The organism is Yersinia sp. 1652 StPb PI, from assembly GCF_041538345.1.
GTDB lineage: Bacteria > Pseudomonadota > Gammaproteobacteria > Enterobacterales > Enterobacteriaceae > Yersinia > Yersinia enterocolitica_E.
Map to the genome: position 1 here is coordinate 2,566,218 of NZ_JAULSM010000001.1, position 16,921 is coordinate 2,583,138.

Consider the following 16,921-nt stretch of genomic DNA (forward strand, 5'->3'; position numbering starts at 1 on the left):
TGCTACCAACCATATCCTATATTGGCAGCGCGAACCCCTATCACTTCCAGTCAATTGCACTACCTGTGAGATAGCACACAAAACAAAACGCCAAATTCTGAGTGGTGATTGAAATATCACCAATAATTGGGCAGCAATTCAACTCACTGCCTTGTCGTTATTGCAAATGATAACGATTTGAATATGGCAAGTCGAGAAACCATAGCTAAACAATATGCAATTAGCACGAAAACAATAAGATGGAGGGAGTTGTGTAGCTAAGTTAGCGGGGGAAAAACGAAAATCGCAGTTCCTGATTCTGTTGATCGAGAATCAAAAACTGCGTCAATCACTCTAACAATACAGTTTAAGCTTGAACGTGGCTTTGGGCCGCCATTGTTTTCAGATCTTTATCAACGAAGAACAATGAATTACCGCTGTTACCCACCAAGGCCAGTTTATCAAGAATGGATTTGAACAGTTTTTCTTCTTCATGCTGCTCAGCCACATACCATTGCAGAAAATTGAACGTGGAATAATCGTGGTTTTCCATTGCTGCATGAGCGAGTTCATTAATTTGAGTAGTAATAAGCTGCTCATGCTCGTAAGTCTGCTTGAATACATCAGCCAGAGAAGCAAAATCAATTGGTGGGGCGCTGATCGTACCCAAAACCGGCATAGAGCCTGTTCCGCTGAGATATTCGAACAAACGCTGCATGTGTTGCATCTCTTCTTGAGAATGCTCTTTTAAAAATGCCGCAGCACCTTCAAAACCTTTATCGCTGCACCAGGCACTCATTTGCAGGTAAAGATTCGCAGAGTAAAATTCCAGATTAAGCTGCTCATTGAGCTTTTTTGCCATTTCTGTTTTCAACATAATAATTCCCTTATTTTTATAATGCAGGTAAGTGACGATTATTTTTCGTATTATGCCAAGATAAATACAAAATAAGAACACCCCATTTACAATAAAAACATTAAAAAGATAAAGACAACTCAACCATTTGATTTAAATCAAAAAAATAATAAAAAACAAATTACCGTAATTATTATAAGAATCATTCACATTACCGACGAAATACTAAAGGGAATGATTATTATTTGATTTTCACCTTAAAGTAATAATTAATTACAGTGGGTATTAATATTATCCCAATACAGATAACCGATTAATGTGATGGTTTGGTCACATCCGCTACTTGCCAATCCACGTTACCTGCATTACCTTTTGCGCCATACCCCCCACAGCCTAAGAAGGAGAAAACGATGGGATATAATCTGACGGAGCTTTCTGACGAAGAAACGGCAAAAATGAATGTTGATTTAGCCGCTTCAGGCGTGGCGTTTAAAGAGCGTTACAATATGCCAGTGATTGCTGAAATGATCGCCCGGGAACAGCCGGAAGAACTGCGTGAGTATTTTTTACAACGCTTAGCTCACTACCGTGCTGAATCAATTAAATTCTCACGTTTACCCTATGAGCCCAAAATAAAGTAAGCGACGAAAAGCTCCCGCAGGTATTAAGTTGCGGGAGTGAACCGAATAAGACAATTATGACTTACGCGCAAATCTATCTGTAGCCAGAATCAACTGGTGCAGAATTCCTGGCTCATCAAAGGAATGCCCAGCACCTTCGACAATATGCAATTCAGCCTCTGGCCAGGCTTGTGCTAAATCCCAGGCATTCTGTGGCTGGCACGCCATATCATATCGACCATGAATAATAACTGCTGGAATGTGACGAATACGTGTCACGTTATCCAACAATTGGTTATCACTGTCTAAAAAACCTAGATGGGTAAAATAGTGATTTTCAATACGGGCAAAGGCCAGAGCAAAATCATCTTCGCCAAAGGAAGCAGAGCTTTTGGTCGGTAATAATGTAACAGTTTCACCTTCCCATAAACTCCAAATTTTGGCAGCCTCCAGTTGTACCGCCTTGTCAGGTGATGTCAGCCGCTTACGGTAAGCAGCAGTAACATCACTCCGTTCTTCTGGCGATAAAATGGAAAGTATACGTTGCCATTTATCTGGAAAAAAACGAGAGGCCCCATCCTGGTAGTACCAATTCAACTCTTTTTTGCGCAGTGTGAAAATTCCACGCAGAACCATCTCACTGACCCGTTCGGGGTGTGTTTCACCATAAGCCAATGCGAGTGTTGAGCCCCATGAACCACCAAAGATTAGCCACTTATCTACATCCGCCATTTTGCGTAGCCGTTCGATATCATCGACCAAATGCCAGGTTGTATTATTGTCCAGACTGGCGTGGGGTTTTGAACGACCACATCCACGTTGATCAAACAGCAGCACTTTATATTTTTTAGGGTTAAAAAGTTGCCGGTGATAAGGTGCAATACCCCCTCCCGGTCCACCATGTATAAATACAGCTGGTTTACCTTCTGGGTTGCCACAGAGTTCCCAATAAATCTGATGCCCATCGCCGGTGTCTAATAAACCACTGTCGTAGGGTTCATACGCTGGATAAAGCCCACGTAATTGTTCCATTATTTTTCCATGTTTGTTATTAGACATTAAAGTTATCAAAGCCTATACAGCACGCAGGGTCAACGATAAAACATCACATTTACGCCAATCAGCCAATTAATTCCTCCAACTGGCGATAATTACGCCATATCTCAATGCATTCTGCGCAGTTATATCCTCGGGATAACACGATTTAAACGGTAACAAGATAGATTAAGATTTAATAATACTGTTGTTAAACAATAGATTAATTGCATTGATGCTTTATCTCCTTGCAACTTACCCTCATAAGGTGGTTAATAGGTGGGCGTACCAACCTAACCGAAGGTAAAGAGAGGCAAGCCATGAGTAAGGGAATGGACAGCAAAAAGAACGCGAAGAAAAAGCCACTAAAAACTCCAGCTGAGAAAAAAGCGGAGAAACGCGCTAAGAAGTCATCTTCTACCAGCGCAGAATAAACGGGCTTTTCGTCTCGTCAGTCAACCCGCCATATTAGGCGGGTTTTTTGTTGCTATTATTTAGCAATAGTCGGTGGGAGATAGAAATGTATTTTCGTGTTATCGATACCGAAACCTGTGGTTTAGCCGGTGGGATTGTTGAGGTTGCTTCTATTGATTTAGTTGATGGAGCATTGGCTAACCCTATGAGTGATCTGATTAGTCCAGACCGACCAATCAGCATTGATGCGATGGTAATCCACCATATCACTGAAGAAATGGTCGAAGGTAAACCACGAATTGCGGTTGCGATTAGAAGATATCAAGGCAGCCCATATTATGTTGCCCATAATGCGCCTTTTGATCGTGGGGTATTACCGGAGATGGGCGGCCAATGGATTTGCACGCTTAAGCTGGCACGAATGCTCTATCCTGACATTAAGCACAGTAATCAATATCTGCGTTACGCTTTGCGACTGAATGTTTCAGTACCGGATAATCTATACCCGCATCGTGCTTTATACGACTGCTATGTCACTGCGGCGCTATTACAGCGCATTATGCAAGACTCTGGTTGGAACGCCGAACAAATGGCCGAGATGACACAGCAGCCGCTGTTATTACAGACATTTAAATTTGGGAGATACCGGGGCAAAAGCATTGAACAGATAGCCCGGCAAGACCCGGACTATCTGCGTTGGATGTTAGCTTCAATAACTGACCTTACGCCAGATATGCGCCATACCCTGACCTATTACCTGACATAATATTCCTGACTAGATTAAGCCAAAGCCAGTATGAATGCATATTCCAAAGCGATGTCTTCATACGCTTTGAAACGACCTGATTTACCGCCATGACCTGAATCCATATCGGTGTAGAGCAATAATTGGTGGTCATCCGTTTTCATTTCACGCAGCTTGGCGACCCACTTTGCCGGTTCCCAGTATTGAACCTGTGAATCATGTAAGCCGGTAGTCACCAGCATGTGCGGGTAATCCTGAGCCTTTACCTGATCATAAGGACTGTATTGCTTAATATGGTCGTAATACGCCTTATCGTTCGGGTTGCCCCATTCATCATACTCGCCAGTGGTGAGAGGAATCGATTCATCCAACATTGTGGTTACCACATCAACAAACGGCACCTGTGCCACTACGCCTTTATATAACCCGGGTTCCTGATTGATGACCGTCCCCATCAACAAGCCACCAGCACTGCCTCCCATGGCAAATACACGGTTAGCATCACCATAACCCTCTGTTATCAGTGCTTTGGTAACATCGATAAAATCGTTGAAAGTATTTAACTTGTTGAGCAATTTACCGTCTTCATACCACTGCTGCCCCAATTCTCCGCCGCCCCGAATATGAGCCAGAGCGAAGACAAAACCACGATCCAATAGGCTTAATCGGCTACCACTGAATGCGGGATCCATACTGCTGCCATATGAGCCATAGCCATAAACCAACAGTGGATTACTGCCTGAAACAAAGTGATCTTGGTGATAAACCAATGAAACCGGCACTTTTACGCCGTCGGTTGCAGTGACCCATATCCGCTCGCTGCGATACTTTTCCGGGGTGAAATTCTTCACTTCTTGCTGTTTCAGTAGCTGGCGCGTACCTGTATCCATATTAAGTTCAAACATTGAACTTGGTGTGGTCATAGAGGAGTAGCCATAGCGCAGCAATTCTGTTTCTGGCTCGGGGTTATAAGCCAGCCAGGTAACATAGGTTGGGTCATCAAAAGTAATGTATTTCTCTTCGTCAGTGGCCCAGTGAATCTGTCGTAAATGCGTCAGCCCTTCACTACGCTCTTCCACTACCAACCAATCACGAAATAGGCTGAAGCCCTCCAACATAACATCAGTTGTTGGCGCGATTAATGACACCCATTGAGATTCATCGGCAAAATCACGTTGTTCCTTACCTTCTTCGGCTATTTTGTACAAACCGAAATTCTTGCCATCTTTATTTGAGCGTAAATAAAAATGTTGCTTATAGTGGTCCAACCCGTATTCATGGTCTTTACGGCGCGGTGCAAACATCTGTGGTGCGGATTCAGGCTTATCAGCATCCAGCAACAAGATTTCAGATGTAGTGGTACTGCTCAGATTAATAACAATGAAACGTTCAGAGGTGGTTTTTTCCAGCCCAACATAAAATGTATCGTCGGTTTCCTGATAAATAAGTTGGTCCAATTGAGGGTCGGTTCCTACTACATGGCGATACACTTGATAAGGCAGTAATGTTTTTTCATGTTTGCGCACGTAATAGAGCGTTTTTGAATCATTGGCCCACTCAAAACTACCTGAGGTATTGCTGATAACTTCTTCGTGCCAAACATCACTTTGCAAATGTTTCACCCGGATATCATATTGGCGACGCGATAAGAAATCCTCTGCAACCGCTAATAGATGATTATCCGGGCTAACATCCAACCCACCCAAGGTATAAAACTCACTGTCCGCTGCCCGTTGGTTGCCATCCAATAACGTTTCCCAACTGCTATCAGCCCAAACCGGTTGACGCACGTAAATAGCATATTCATTACCCGGCTCAAAACGCGTCTGATAGCGATAGCCGTTGCGGATATAGGGGACTGATTCTTCCTGTGGCGGAATTCGCGAAACCATCTCTTGATACAGGGTTTCTCGCAAAGGTTGCTGTGGCTGCAACACTGCGTTGGTGAAATCATTTTCAGCTTGCAAGTAGTTCAGAACATCGGCGTCAGTACGCTGGTCATCACGTAGCCAATAATAGTCATCTACACGGGTATCGCCGTGCATAGTTATTGGATAAGGGCGTTTATCGGCCTTTGGAGGTATGGTCATTGGTTGAGTTATCCATCTGTGTTCGTTAACGCGAGAGTGACACGATTACCTGTGGATGCCAAGTACCAGCATATGCTTATAATTTAGCTGAAGGGAGCTAATTAAATGATAAATATGATTATAAAAGAGACCTGAGAGGGTATCCGCCGTGAGGGGGGGATAAACAGGTACCAGATACGTTTCCTCCAGCACCTGTTTGGCAGCAATTAACTTTATGCAGACGTTATTCTACCCAGACCTATTTGAGTCAATTACTAATGAGAGGTATACCTATTTAGGGCCATTATAGGTAATGCTGCCAGCTTTGCAGTCAAGTACCACTTGGTAGGTTTTGTCACCTTTGTTACCACGAACAGTCATTGGAACCTGCCAGACATCATCCTGGCCTGTAATGTCTACCGCGCTAATCCAAACCACCGGGCTATCAGTACCCAATTGTTTCTTATCCGCTTCCCAACGCGTAATTCTGTTTTGCAGAAAATCTCGCTTAACCTGCGTTGCTACCTGAGATTGGTTTAAACCGGGGCAAGTAGGTAATTTCGCTACTCGCGGCTCTTGGGCCTGTACACCACTGGTGATACCCGCCAATGCAGTGATCAATACCAAGGCTAATCCTGTCTTTCTCATCATTCCTCCAAATATTATTATTTCTATCCTATGGCAGGAACGATGATTGAAAGGTAGGTTACAGAGTGAACAGCGTTGCAGGGTAATAATGATAACGCCGTTTAATTAACACCGCGTAAATTCAATCACATAAAACTGTTCCAGCCCAGGATAGATCTCCTTAATCACCTTTTTCAGCTCATCCAATGACATATTTTCTTGCTCCGCATGACGGTCAGACAGTGCCTCCAGCGTGATTGGCGTGACTGATTTGACCATAATGTGGCAGAAGAATACGCCATCTTCATTGCGACATACGCGCAAGGTTTCCCCTGGGCGGAAATCGGATTCACTGCTATCCCGGATGGTGATCGTCTTACGATCTGCCAGAATATCCGCCTCAAATCGGCTAAAGAAGGTGATTTCACGATTCATTTTAGATCCCTTTTTCACTTTCTGCTGAAAGTTGGCAAATTAAGCGGCTTGATTTTCTTCAGATTTGTTTTTTTTCTCTGGCACATTCTTTTCCGCTTTCACTTTTGCTTGCCCATCGATAGGAGCCGCAGGGTTAGCACCTCGAAGAATTTGCCCCAAAGCCTCTTTATTTTCTGCCAGGAAGAAACTCAGCGCCTCGCGTTGATCTTCTTCAAGGGTTAAGGGAGCCTGTGACAGCCACTCAGACAAATTGTCAGCCAAATCCAGCATTTTATCGTAAGCATCGGCTTCTTTTTTGGTTGTGAAAGTCATTTTTTCCTCACCCTGTCTTACCACGACGAATTTTATTTCAACGGCCATTGCTGTATGTCCTTTTCATGTCTTTCACGCCCACAAGTAACTGTACATATAAACAGTATAATGTGAGTTGTCGGGGGGATGCAACAGTCATCTCCCCTTCGTGTAATTATTTCAATAAACGGGCTTTGCAGTTTTTGCCTTTAATCTTGCCTTGTTGTAATTGCTGTAAGGCACGTTTGGCACTGGCTTTACGGATTGCAACATAGGCATGGACTGGGAACATATCAATCTTACCGACGTCAGCGGCGGTCAGACCGGCCTCACCGGTTAAAGCACCCAAAATATCACCTGGGCGAATTTTTGCTTTGCGCCCACCATCAATGCATAACGTGACCATTTCAGGCTCTAGCATCGCGTTAGCACTACGGCTCACCTGTTCCGCCGGGGTCCATTTCAGTTTTATTTGCAGATAATCTTCAATGGCATGCGCGCGGGACATCTCTTGTGGTGTACACAAGCTAACCGCCAGACCACTCATCCCTGCCCGACCAGTACGACCAATACGGTGCACGTGAACCTCTGGGTCAAAGGCCAGCTCAAAGTTAACCACCAGCGCCAGATCTTTAATGTCCAGGCCTCGGGCTGCTACATCGGTTGCCACCAGCACACGACAACTGCGGTTGGCAAAACGTACCAGCACCTGATCACGGTCACGTTGTTCTAAGTCACCATGCAAAGCCAGCACACTGATTCCACGAGATTCCAATGCTTCATAGACACTTTGGCAATCTTTCTTGGTGTTACAGAAAACCACACAAGAACTCGGCTGATAATGACTGAGAACTGATATCAGTAGCGGCAAACGTTTTTCGCGGGTGGTTTCAAAGAACACCTGCTCAATGGCAGGAACTTCATCGCCATCATCAACTTCAACATTGATTGGTTGGCGTTGAACTCGCGCACTGATTCGTTCGATACCGACCGGATAGGTGGCTGAGAACAGTAGGGTTTGGCGCTGTGGCGGGGTATAGGCAATGACATCGTCGATGGCATCGGTAAAGCCCATATCCAGCATGCGATCAGCCTCATCCAATACCAGAATCTTAAGATCTTCCAGTACCAGTGTTTTCTTACGCAAATGCTCCTGAATACGCCCCGGCGTGCCCACAACAATGTGTGGCGCATGTACCAGTGAATCCAATTGATGCCCCATCGGTTGGCCACCGCACAAGGTCAGGATTTTAATGTTTTGCGTGAAACGGGCCAAGCGGCGCAACTCTTTGCTGACCTGATCAGCCAATTCGCGGGTCGGGCACAGTACCAATGCCTGGGTAACAAACTCACCGACCGCAATTTTATCGAGTAAACCAATACCGAATGCCGCAGTTTTGCCACTGCCGGTTTTGGCTTTCGCCCGGACATCCTGCCCGTTGAGGATTGCCGGTAAAGCCGCGGCCTGTACCGGTGTCATCTCGGTATAGCCAAGTTCATTAAGATTGGACAACTGCTCAGCAGGCAGCGTCAGGGAAGAAAAGGAAGTTGTGCTCACGGCAGTAACTCTTATAACTGGATGGAATGGCAGCGACAGCCTGAAGGCAAGCGCAAGATTTTGGCGCGATAATACCAGAAATGGGGGCATAGCCGGAGTTAAACCGCAAAAAACAGACCAAATACGCAATGCGCTGCGCATATATTGATATCGACTCACTGCCATTGGCCAGATACGCAATCGTTTTCGTTGCCATTTTGCCGTATACTGGCGCCCGTAAAATTGATCGCGCGACAAATAAATGTGCAACTATCCCACTGATGTAGGTACCTAACTATGCTAACTATTGGAACCGCTCTGCGCCCAGGCGCTACCCGTGTCATGTTGCTTGGCTCTGGCGAGTTGGGTAAAGAAGTGGCTATCGAATGCCAAAGACTGGGGCTGGAAGTAATTGCCGTGGATCGCTATGCAGATGCACCCGCCATGCATGTTGCCCATCGCAGCCATGTCATTAATATGCTGGATGGCTCGGCGCTGAAACAGTTGGTCGAACAGGAAAAACCGCACTATATCGTGCCGGAAATAGAAGCTATCGCCACCGATATGCTGGTTGAACTCGAGAAGATGGGCCAACGGGTCGTGCCTTGTGCCGAGGCAACCCGGCTGACGATGAACCGTGAAGGCATTCGCCGTTTAGCGGCAGAAACCCTGCAATTGCCAACCTCTAGCTACCGTTTCGCCGACACTGATAGCGCATTCCGTCAGGCCGTTAGTGAAGTGGGTTATCCCTGTATCGTTAAGCCAGTAATGAGTTCTTCCGGTAAAGGCCAAAGCCTGATCCGCCATGCTGATCAACTGCAAACCGCCTGGGATTATGCCCAACAAGGTGGCCGCGCCGGGGGTGGCAGAGTGATTGTTGAAGGCTTGGTTCGTTTTGATTTTGAAATTACCCTGCTGACAATCAATGCTGTTGATGGCATCCATTTTTGTGCGCCTATTGGCCACCGTCAGGAAGATGGCGACTACCGTGAGTCCTGGCAGCCACAGGTGATGAGTGAGACCGCATTGGCGCGTGCAAAAGCGATCGCGTCTCAGGTGGTGAAAGCTCTCGGCGGTTATGGCTTATTTGGCGTGGAATTATTTGTTTGTGGCGATGAAGTGATTTTCAGTGAAGTGTCACCGCGCCCGCACGATACCGGCATGGTGACGTTAATTTCACAAAATATGTCTGAGTTCGCATTACATGTCCGGGCATTTCTTGGTTTCCCGATTGGCACTATCCGTCAATATGGCGCGGCCGCTTCAGCGGTTATTTTACCTGAATTGACCAGCCAGAATATTGCTTATCATGGCTTAGAAACTGCTTTGGCTGGTGATACGCAAATTCGCTTATTTGGTAAACCTGACATTGCCGGCAAACGGCGTTTAGGGGTGGCGCTGGCCGTCGCTGATGATATCACTACCGCCATCGAAGTAGCGAAACGGGCCGCAGCGGCTGTCGTGGTCAGTGGGTAACCCTCAGCCCGTTCATCTGGTTATCCCATAAAAAAACCCGCCAATTAACGGCGGGTTTAATCCGTTGATATCCCGAGGTTATCCCTCGTACGGATCCTCAATGTCATCCGCATCTTGCTCATTATCACGGCGATAATCAGATTCATCATGATCATCAAAATCAGTATCTTCAAAGATAGCCATGGCTTGTGGATCATCTTGGTGCCGCTCACGGATTTCTGCGGCCACCAGTGCGATCGCTTCACCACTGCTCATACCTTCCGACATGAATTTGTGAATACGTTCGACAGCTTCTTGCTGTTCCTCATGGGAAAGTGAAGGCATACCCGCTAGCATTGATTCATCTCCAACATATAATTGATTAAGTATACCTGTTTATTCGGGTCTGCGGTGAATTGACTGCCCCAGACGACCCGCCCGCCAATTTATGCTAATCTTCCCTGCGGCTCGCTGCGAACGGCGTCATCGCGCCCCCAATATGTCCATCCGAAAGAAAAGAATAGTGACTCATGAGTGAGAAATCCCTGACCATCAAAGCCTTGCCTTATCAGCCTGACGCCCTGCTCCAACAATTTGCTCCACTCGCCAATCAAAGCTGGGCAATGCTGCTGCATTCGGGATTCGCAGAACATGCCCATAATCGTTTTGATATATTGGTCGCTGACCCGCAGGTAACACTCACCACCCGGGGCCAGCAAACGGAGATAATCAGCGCGCACGGCCGAGTCTGCTCCCCGGCAGATCCCTTCTGTTTATTACAGCAGCAGCTCGATAAATTCGCCTTGCCACTGCCATCACACCCTGACCTGCCATTTCTGGGCGGCGCATTGGGGTTATTTGGTTATGACCTGGGCCGTCGAGTTGAGAAGTTGCCGACACTGGCCGAACAAGATATCGCATTACCGGATATGGCGGTCGGCTTGTATGACTGGGCGCTGATTGCCGACCATCATTTGCAGAAGCTGACGCTGGTGTGTCACGGGGATGCCGAGCAGCGCCTACTCTGGCTACAGCAACAACAGAGTCCTGAAGCTCCCCAGCCATTCACACTGACCAGCCCATGGCTGGCCAATATGTCACGAGCGGAATATGGCGAAAAATTCCGCCAGATTCAAGAGTACCTACACAGTGGTGACTGTTATCAAATTAATCTGGCACAGAGATTCAGTGCTGAATATCAAGGTGATGAATGGCAAGCCTTTCTGTCGTTGAGTCGCAGTAATCGCGCACCGTTTTCGGCCTTTATCCGCTTGCCACACAACGCCATACTGAGTGTCTCGCCGGAGCGCTTTTTATGGCTGGAAAACCATCACATTCAAACCCGCCCGATCAAGGGCACACTGCCACGTTTGGAGCACCCCGAGCAGGACCGCTTGCAGGCTGAACGCTTAGCTAACTCACCGAAAGATCGGGCTGAAAATCTGATGATAGTGGACCTGCTGCGCAACGATATCGGCCGTGTAGCGCAACCCGGTAGCGTGCGGGTGCCTGAGTTATTTGTCGTTGAGCCTTTCCCGGCAGTGCACCATTTAGTTAGCACCATTACCGCGACCCTGCCTGCTGAATGCCCGGCGACGGCGCTGCTTCGAGCCTGCTTCCCCGGTGGTTCAATAACCGGAGCACCGAAGATTCGTGCCATGGAGATCATCGAACAACTGGAGCCACAGCGGCGCAATGCCTATTGCGGTAACATTGGCTATATTAGTTGCTGTGGTACGATGGATACCAACATCACCATCCGCACGCTGTTGACCGAAAACGGCAAAATCTATTGTTCTGCCGGTGGAGGAATTGTGGCTGATAGCCAGGAGCAGGCTGAATATCAGGAAACATTTGATAAAATCGCCCGCATTTTGCCGCAACTGGAAATGCCTGGCTTTGAAAAAGACAGCTTATAAGCGAGCCATTCTGTGAGTGAATTATTTATCGGGCAAACTTTGTCTGAATTTATCAGCCGGTTTCAACTGCAACTGCCCCAAGCTGGCAGCTTTACGGCCAATAGCCACCATGCCGCGGTTTTAATTCCGATAATTTGTCGACCAGAGCCTACTTTGCTGCTGACACGGCGCTCTGATCATCTGCGTAAACATGCCGGTCAGGTTGCCTTCCCCGGCGGCAAAGCAGACAGGGAAGACAGTTCACTGATTGATACCGCACTGCGTGAAGCGCAAGAAGAGGTCGCTATTCCTGCTTCGGCGGTACATGTCCTCGGGCAACTGGCGCCATTAGACAGTTCCAGTGGTTATCAGGTCACCCCGATTGTTGGTTTGATCCCCGCTAATATTGCCTTTCATGCTAATGAAGAAGAGGTGGCTGGTCTGTTTGAAATGCCCTTACACGAGGCGCTTAGCCTTTCACGCTACTATTCTCTGGATATACATCGTGGAGGTGTCAATCACCGGGTCTATCTTTCTTGGTATGAGAGCCAGTTTGTCTGGGGCTTGACGGCGGCAATTATCCGGCGGCTGGCACAACAGGTGAGTATTTAATCTAAAACCATCACTCAAGCATGGGTAATGAGTGACATACCTCACAGCGTTGCCGCTAAAAAAGCTGAATTACAGCATAAAGCGATCCCTATCACCCCATCACATCGATTTTTACTCTATTTTCCCTGCACAACCATTTTAAAAAAACTGTAAACTGGCCTGTCAGCGTTATGAAATATCTGTAAAATAACATTCATCACTATAAACCACTAAAAATGTAAGGTTAAAACCTGATAGTGAGCGCTACTGATGTCATCCTAAGCTGTTCTCGATTTAGTTCGTGGGTGATAACACAGGCGGACACCATATGTAGTTAATTTCATATGGTTTTTGATCGTTTTTTAGCCCTGAATTGATCGTGATATGTAACTGTTGCGGCATCAAATCGATGCGGCTAACACCAGTAGGACCCAAATAAACAAGGGTCTGTGATGGCAATACTTCATGTATAAATATTTATCATGCGAAGTAACCTGCTGCTATCCACAGAACTCTTATACTTAATATAGATATTCTCAGTCACATTCATATGCACTGGGAATAACAAAATGCGTTGTTAAGGAGTTATAGCGTGATTAGCGTTTTTGACATGTTTAAGATTGGTATCGGTCCATCCAGCTCTCATACTGTTGGGCCAATGAAAGCTGGCAAGGAGTTTGCTGATTTGCTGGTGACTCAGGGCCTGATGCCATCTGTCACGCGTGTTGCCGTTGATGTTTACGGCTCACTCTCATTGACAGGGAAAGGTCATCACACCGATATCGCCATTATTATGGGGTTAGCCGGCAATATGCCTGACACCGTGGATATCGACAGCATCCCAGCCTTTATCCGTGATGTGGGATTAAGCCAGAAATTGATGCTTGCCAATGGGTTGCGTGAAGTTGATTTCCCACGGGAAGGCGGAATGGTGTTCCGCAGCGATAATCTGCCACTGCACGAAAATGGCATGCAAATCCACGCCTTTGCCGGTGATGAGAAAGTCCTGAGCAAAACTTATTATTCAATCGGTGGTGGTTTCATCGTTGATGAAGAGCATTTCGGCAAAGCTGCGGTAAATGCCGTCAGCGTGCCCTATCCATTTAATTCTGCTGAAGAAATTCTGGCAAACTGCAAGCAAACCGGCATGTCTATCTCCGGTATGGTGATGCAGAATGAGCTGGCGATGCACAGCAAAGAAGAGATTGAAACCTATTTCACCGCTATCTGGCAGACCATGCGCGCCTGTATTGATCGCGGTCTGAACACCGAGGGCGTATTACCGGGTCCTCTGCGTGTACCGCGCCGTGCCTCCGCATTGCGCCGCCTGCTAGTCTCTTCCGATAGCCTGTCCAGTGATCCAATGAACGTTATTGATTGGGTCAATATGTTTGCACTGGCAGTTAATGAAGAAAATGCGGCGGGCGGGCGTGTTGTTACCGCGCCAACCAACGGCGCTTGCGGTATCGTCCCCGCAGTGCTGGCCTATTACGACCACTTTATTGAGCCGGTCACCCCGGAAATCTTTATCCGCTATTTCCTGTCATCAGGTGCTGTCGGTATTTTGTACAAGATGAATGCCTCTATTTCTGGCGCTGAAGTAGGCTGTCAAGGTGAAGTGGGCGTTGCCTGCTCAATGGCAGCCGCGGGTCTGGCTGAATTACTGGGTGCTAGCCCAGAAAAGGTCTGTATTGCCGCTGAAATTGGCATGGAACACAATTTGGGGCTGACCTGTGATCCGGTTGCCGGCCAGGTACAAGTGCCTTGTATTGAACGTAATGCCATCGCATCAGTAAAAGCCATTAACTCTGCACGTATGGCGATGCGCCGCACCAGTGATCCACGCGTCTCCCTCGATAAAGTTATCGAAACCATGTTTGAGACCGGTAAAGATATGAATGCTAAATACCGCGAAACATCCCGTGGCGGTCTGGCTATCAAAGTGCAATGTAATTAATTTCGTTTGTAAGTGATGCATTGATCAATAAGGGGAGCCGAAGCTCCCCTTTTCTTTGATAGTAAATGCTGTCATTACCAGACGGTGGGCCAAGATTTAAAACCTACGCCGTTACGACACGACTGGCGTGTTGGCCCTGGCACTTCAGCAATCTGATAATTACCGGTTTTACTCTTCCAGTTCGTTATTCAGTTTGGTGATTCGCACTAACTCGATACGGTAATCCGAAACCTCCATAATCTCAAAACGCAGGTTATGCAGTTCAACCACATCCCCGGCGGTTGGCATATGGCCTGAGTGAGACAGCAGCATCCCGGCGAGTGAGGCATAATCGGCGGTCGGGCTTACCAGTTCCTGACAGTCCAGAGCCTGTTCCAGAGAGTGTAAATCCGCGCCCCCTTTCACCAACCAGCCATCACCGTCAGTGATAATGTCTGGTGTTTCATCTTCATCCGGGAACTCACCGGCAATGGCTTCCAACACGTCAAGTGGTGTTACCAGACCCTGTACCACACCAAATTCGTCATTGACCACCACTAAGCGGCCTTTTGCTTTGCGTAATACACCCAACAGATTAATCACGTCCATGGTATCGGGTACCACAATCGGTGGCGTTGTCGCCGCGAACTCACAAATAGAGTCACCTCGCTCAATGGCAACTAACAGATCTTTGGCGCGAACCACGCCGATTATCTGATCCAATGAATCACGACAAACCGGGAACAAACTGTGTGGTGTATCTAAGAGCTGCTCACGGATCTCCTCTTGTGAGCGATTACAATCGACCCAGGATATCTCTGTCCGTGGTGTCATCACACTACGCATCGAGCGGGATGCCAATGTCAACACACCACTTATCATATAGCGCTCTTCTTGTGCAAATGCCTCGGTAGGTATCATCTGTTGCGAGTCACCATTTTGTGGTTCCTGCTGCTGACGCCCCCCCATCAAACGAATGATGGCTTCAGCCGTGCGCTGGCGTCTTGGCAAGCGTGACTCATGCTTAATGAAGTTACGGCGCGCAATCTGGTTAAACAGCTCAATCAGAATAGAGAAGCCAATTGCAGCGTACAGATAGCCTTTCGGAATGTGGAAACCAAAGCCTTCAGCAATCAGACTCAGGCCAATCATCAGCAAGAAGCTCAGACACAGCACCACCACCGTAGGGTGGGCATTGACAAATCGGGTCAGTGTTTTCGATGCCAACAACATCACGCCCATGGCGATGACAACCGCAGTCATCATAATCGCCAAGTCATTCACCATCCCCACCGCAGTAATCACTGCATCGAGTGAGAATACAGCATCCAGCACCACAATCTGTGCCACTACCGCCCAGAAGCTGGCATAGCCTCGATTGGCACTGTCATCGTGCTGGTTACCCTCCAGCCGTTCATGTAGCTCGGTGGTGGCTTTAAATAGCAAAAACAGCCCCCCCACCAGCAAAATAAGGTCGCGCCCCGAGAAATTAAAACTGCCGACACTAAACAGTGGTGTCGTCAGCGTGACCATCCAGGAAATGACCGACAACAGCCCCAGGCGCATTATCAGCGCAAGCGACAACCCGATAATTCGCGCTTTGTCTCTTTGTTTGGGGGGGAGTTTATCAGCCAGAATGGCAATAAAGACCAGGTTATCAATACCCAGAACAATTTCCAGCACCACCAGTGTCAATAACCCTGCCCAGATTGAGGGGTCCATTAGAAATTCCATGTCAGACTCCGAAAATAAGAACACGATTTAGATGATGTGCGCACTGCAACAGATACAGCAAAACGCCGTAGCACGGTTGTCAGTATAGATACGCAGAAAGATTGGGTGAGATTGTACGCAGCAAAGGTGCGTGATTGAGTCACCAGATTTAAACCCACTGGTTGGGTATTAACGCTAAATAAACAGTAACTTCGGTGACAGTCCATAGGGAGAGCTGAGGCCCTTAACTCCTGACAATTAATATAGCCGTTAACTTTATCAGGATTTTTTTTATCAGCATAGGGGGATTTATTACCTGACCCACGATAAACAGTCATCTCATCACCTTAAGGTTCATCATCAGCCGCGCTTCTATTTTTCTATACCTGAAATTTATCCCTCGCCGAAAAGTGGTTATGAATCAATTTTTATACCGATTACACAAATAGTTAACACAAAAAGTCTAATATGGCGCTAGCAGCCCAACTGAATACATCAATGTCGTTTATATAACTGTTGATTAATTACCCAAGTAAGCTAAATCATTCATAACATGTCCGAATAAATGAACAACGTCACATAATTTATTTTTTCACTGACTAAAATAAATCACATCCAACAACATTAAGCGGCCTACTTGAATCGATTCATTTGTGTTGCGAATAAATCATCAGCAGTACGCTGATATTGTGACTATCATAATAGATTCAATGTATACCG

At 47.0% G+C, this 16,921-nt stretch carries 15 protein-coding genes; 6 read left to right on the forward strand and 9 right to left on the reverse strand.

What is annotated here, in order from left to right; genetic code table 11:
- Positions 1-346: 346 nt before the first annotated feature.
- Positions 347-856, reverse strand: coding sequence for a non-heme ferritin (ftnA, locus tag Q2T71_RS11825; RefSeq protein WP_083158609.1), 510 nt, complete (start codon positions 854-856; stop codon positions 347-349).
- 389 nt (positions 857-1,245) lie between these two features.
- On the opposite strand from ftnA, the gene Q2T71_RS11830 reads away from it, so the two are divergent.
- The gene (locus Q2T71_RS11830) at positions 1,246-1,476 is read left to right on the forward strand and encodes a DNA polymerase III subunit theta (protein WP_083158608.1); all 231 of its coding nucleotides are present in this window, start codon (positions 1,246-1,248) and stop codon (positions 1,474-1,476) included.
- A 54-nt stretch (positions 1,477-1,530) separates the two neighbouring features.
- Here Q2T71_RS11830 and pip read toward each other — a convergent pair whose 3' ends face one another.
- A complete protein-coding gene (gene pip, locus Q2T71_RS11835) occupies positions 1,531-2,487 on the reverse strand; it encodes a prolyl aminopeptidase (RefSeq protein ID WP_372559201.1) in 957 nt (318 codons plus the stop codon).
- Positions 2,488-3,010: 523 nt separating this feature from the next.
- Between pip and exoX the strand changes: the two genes are divergently transcribed.
- Positions 3,011-3,670: an exodeoxyribonuclease X gene (exoX, locus tag Q2T71_RS11840; RefSeq protein ID WP_372559202.1), complete on the forward strand. Its 660-nt coding sequence runs from the start codon at positions 3,011-3,013 to the stop codon at positions 3,668-3,670.
- A 14-nt stretch (positions 3,671-3,684) separates the two neighbouring features.
- Here the strand turns inward: exoX and Q2T71_RS11845 are convergent, their stop codons facing one another.
- The 5 genes from Q2T71_RS11845 to dbpA form a co-directional block, all read right to left on the reverse strand.
- Positions 3,685-5,739, reverse strand: a complete 2,055-nt coding sequence (locus tag Q2T71_RS11845; RefSeq protein WP_372559203.1) for a S9 family peptidase — start codon at positions 5,737-5,739, stop codon at positions 3,685-3,687.
- A 270-nt stretch (positions 5,740-6,009) separates the two neighbouring features.
- A complete protein-coding gene (gene yebF / locus Q2T71_RS11850; RefSeq protein WP_372559204.1) occupies positions 6,010-6,366 on the reverse strand; it encodes a protein YebF in 357 nt (118 codons plus the stop codon).
- 105 nt (positions 6,367-6,471) lie between these two features.
- Positions 6,472-6,780, reverse strand: a complete 309-nt coding sequence (yqfB, locus tag Q2T71_RS11855; RefSeq protein WP_083158603.1) for a N(4)-acetylcytidine aminohydrolase — start codon at positions 6,778-6,780, stop codon at positions 6,472-6,474.
- Positions 6,781-6,819: 39 nt separating this feature from the next.
- Positions 6,820-7,140 (reverse strand): YebG family protein, encoded by a 321-nt coding sequence (locus Q2T71_RS11860; RefSeq protein WP_372559205.1) that lies wholly within the window; start codon positions 7,138-7,140, stop codon positions 6,820-6,822.
- 106 nt (positions 7,141-7,246) lie between these two features.
- A complete protein-coding gene (gene dbpA, locus Q2T71_RS11865) occupies positions 7,247-8,629 on the reverse strand; it encodes an ATP-dependent RNA helicase DbpA (protein ID WP_372559206.1) in 1,383 nt (460 codons plus the stop codon).
- A 276-nt stretch (positions 8,630-8,905) separates the two neighbouring features.
- On the opposite strand from dbpA, the gene purT reads away from it, so the two are divergent.
- Positions 8,906-10,084, forward strand: a complete 1,179-nt coding sequence (gene purT / locus Q2T71_RS11870) for a formate-dependent phosphoribosylglycinamide formyltransferase (RefSeq protein WP_372559207.1) — start codon at positions 8,906-8,908, stop codon at positions 10,082-10,084.
- Positions 10,085-10,162: 78 nt separating this feature from the next.
- Here purT and Q2T71_RS11875 read toward each other — a convergent pair whose 3' ends face one another.
- A complete protein-coding gene (locus tag Q2T71_RS11875; protein WP_083158598.1) occupies positions 10,163-10,420 on the reverse strand; it encodes a YoaH family protein in 258 nt (85 codons plus the stop codon).
- 173 nt (positions 10,421-10,593) lie between these two features.
- On the opposite strand from Q2T71_RS11875, the gene pabB reads away from it, so the two are divergent.
- The 3 genes from pabB (at position 10,594) to Q2T71_RS11890 (ending at position 14,509) form a co-directional block, all read left to right on the forward strand.
- A complete protein-coding gene (gene pabB, locus Q2T71_RS11880) occupies positions 10,594-11,982 on the forward strand; it encodes an aminodeoxychorismate synthase component 1 (protein WP_372559208.1) in 1,389 nt (462 codons plus the stop codon).
- A 12-nt stretch (positions 11,983-11,994) separates the two neighbouring features.
- On the forward strand, positions 11,995-12,573 hold the full coding sequence (locus Q2T71_RS11885; protein ID WP_083158596.1) for a CoA pyrophosphatase: 579 nt from the start codon (positions 11,995-11,997) through the stop codon (positions 12,571-12,573).
- A gap of 571 nt (positions 12,574-13,144) precedes the next feature.
- Positions 13,145-14,509: an L-serine ammonia-lyase gene (locus Q2T71_RS11890; RefSeq protein WP_372559209.1), complete on the forward strand. Its 1,365-nt coding sequence runs from the start codon at positions 13,145-13,147 to the stop codon at positions 14,507-14,509.
- Positions 14,510-14,677: 168 nt separating this feature from the next.
- On the opposite strand, the gene Q2T71_RS11895 is transcribed toward Q2T71_RS11890, so the two are convergent.
- The gene (locus tag Q2T71_RS11895; protein ID WP_372559210.1) at positions 14,678-16,222 is read right to left on the reverse strand and encodes a TerC family protein; all 1,545 of its coding nucleotides are present in this window, start codon (positions 16,220-16,222) and stop codon (positions 14,678-14,680) included.
- Positions 16,223-16,921 lie beyond the last annotated feature (699 nt).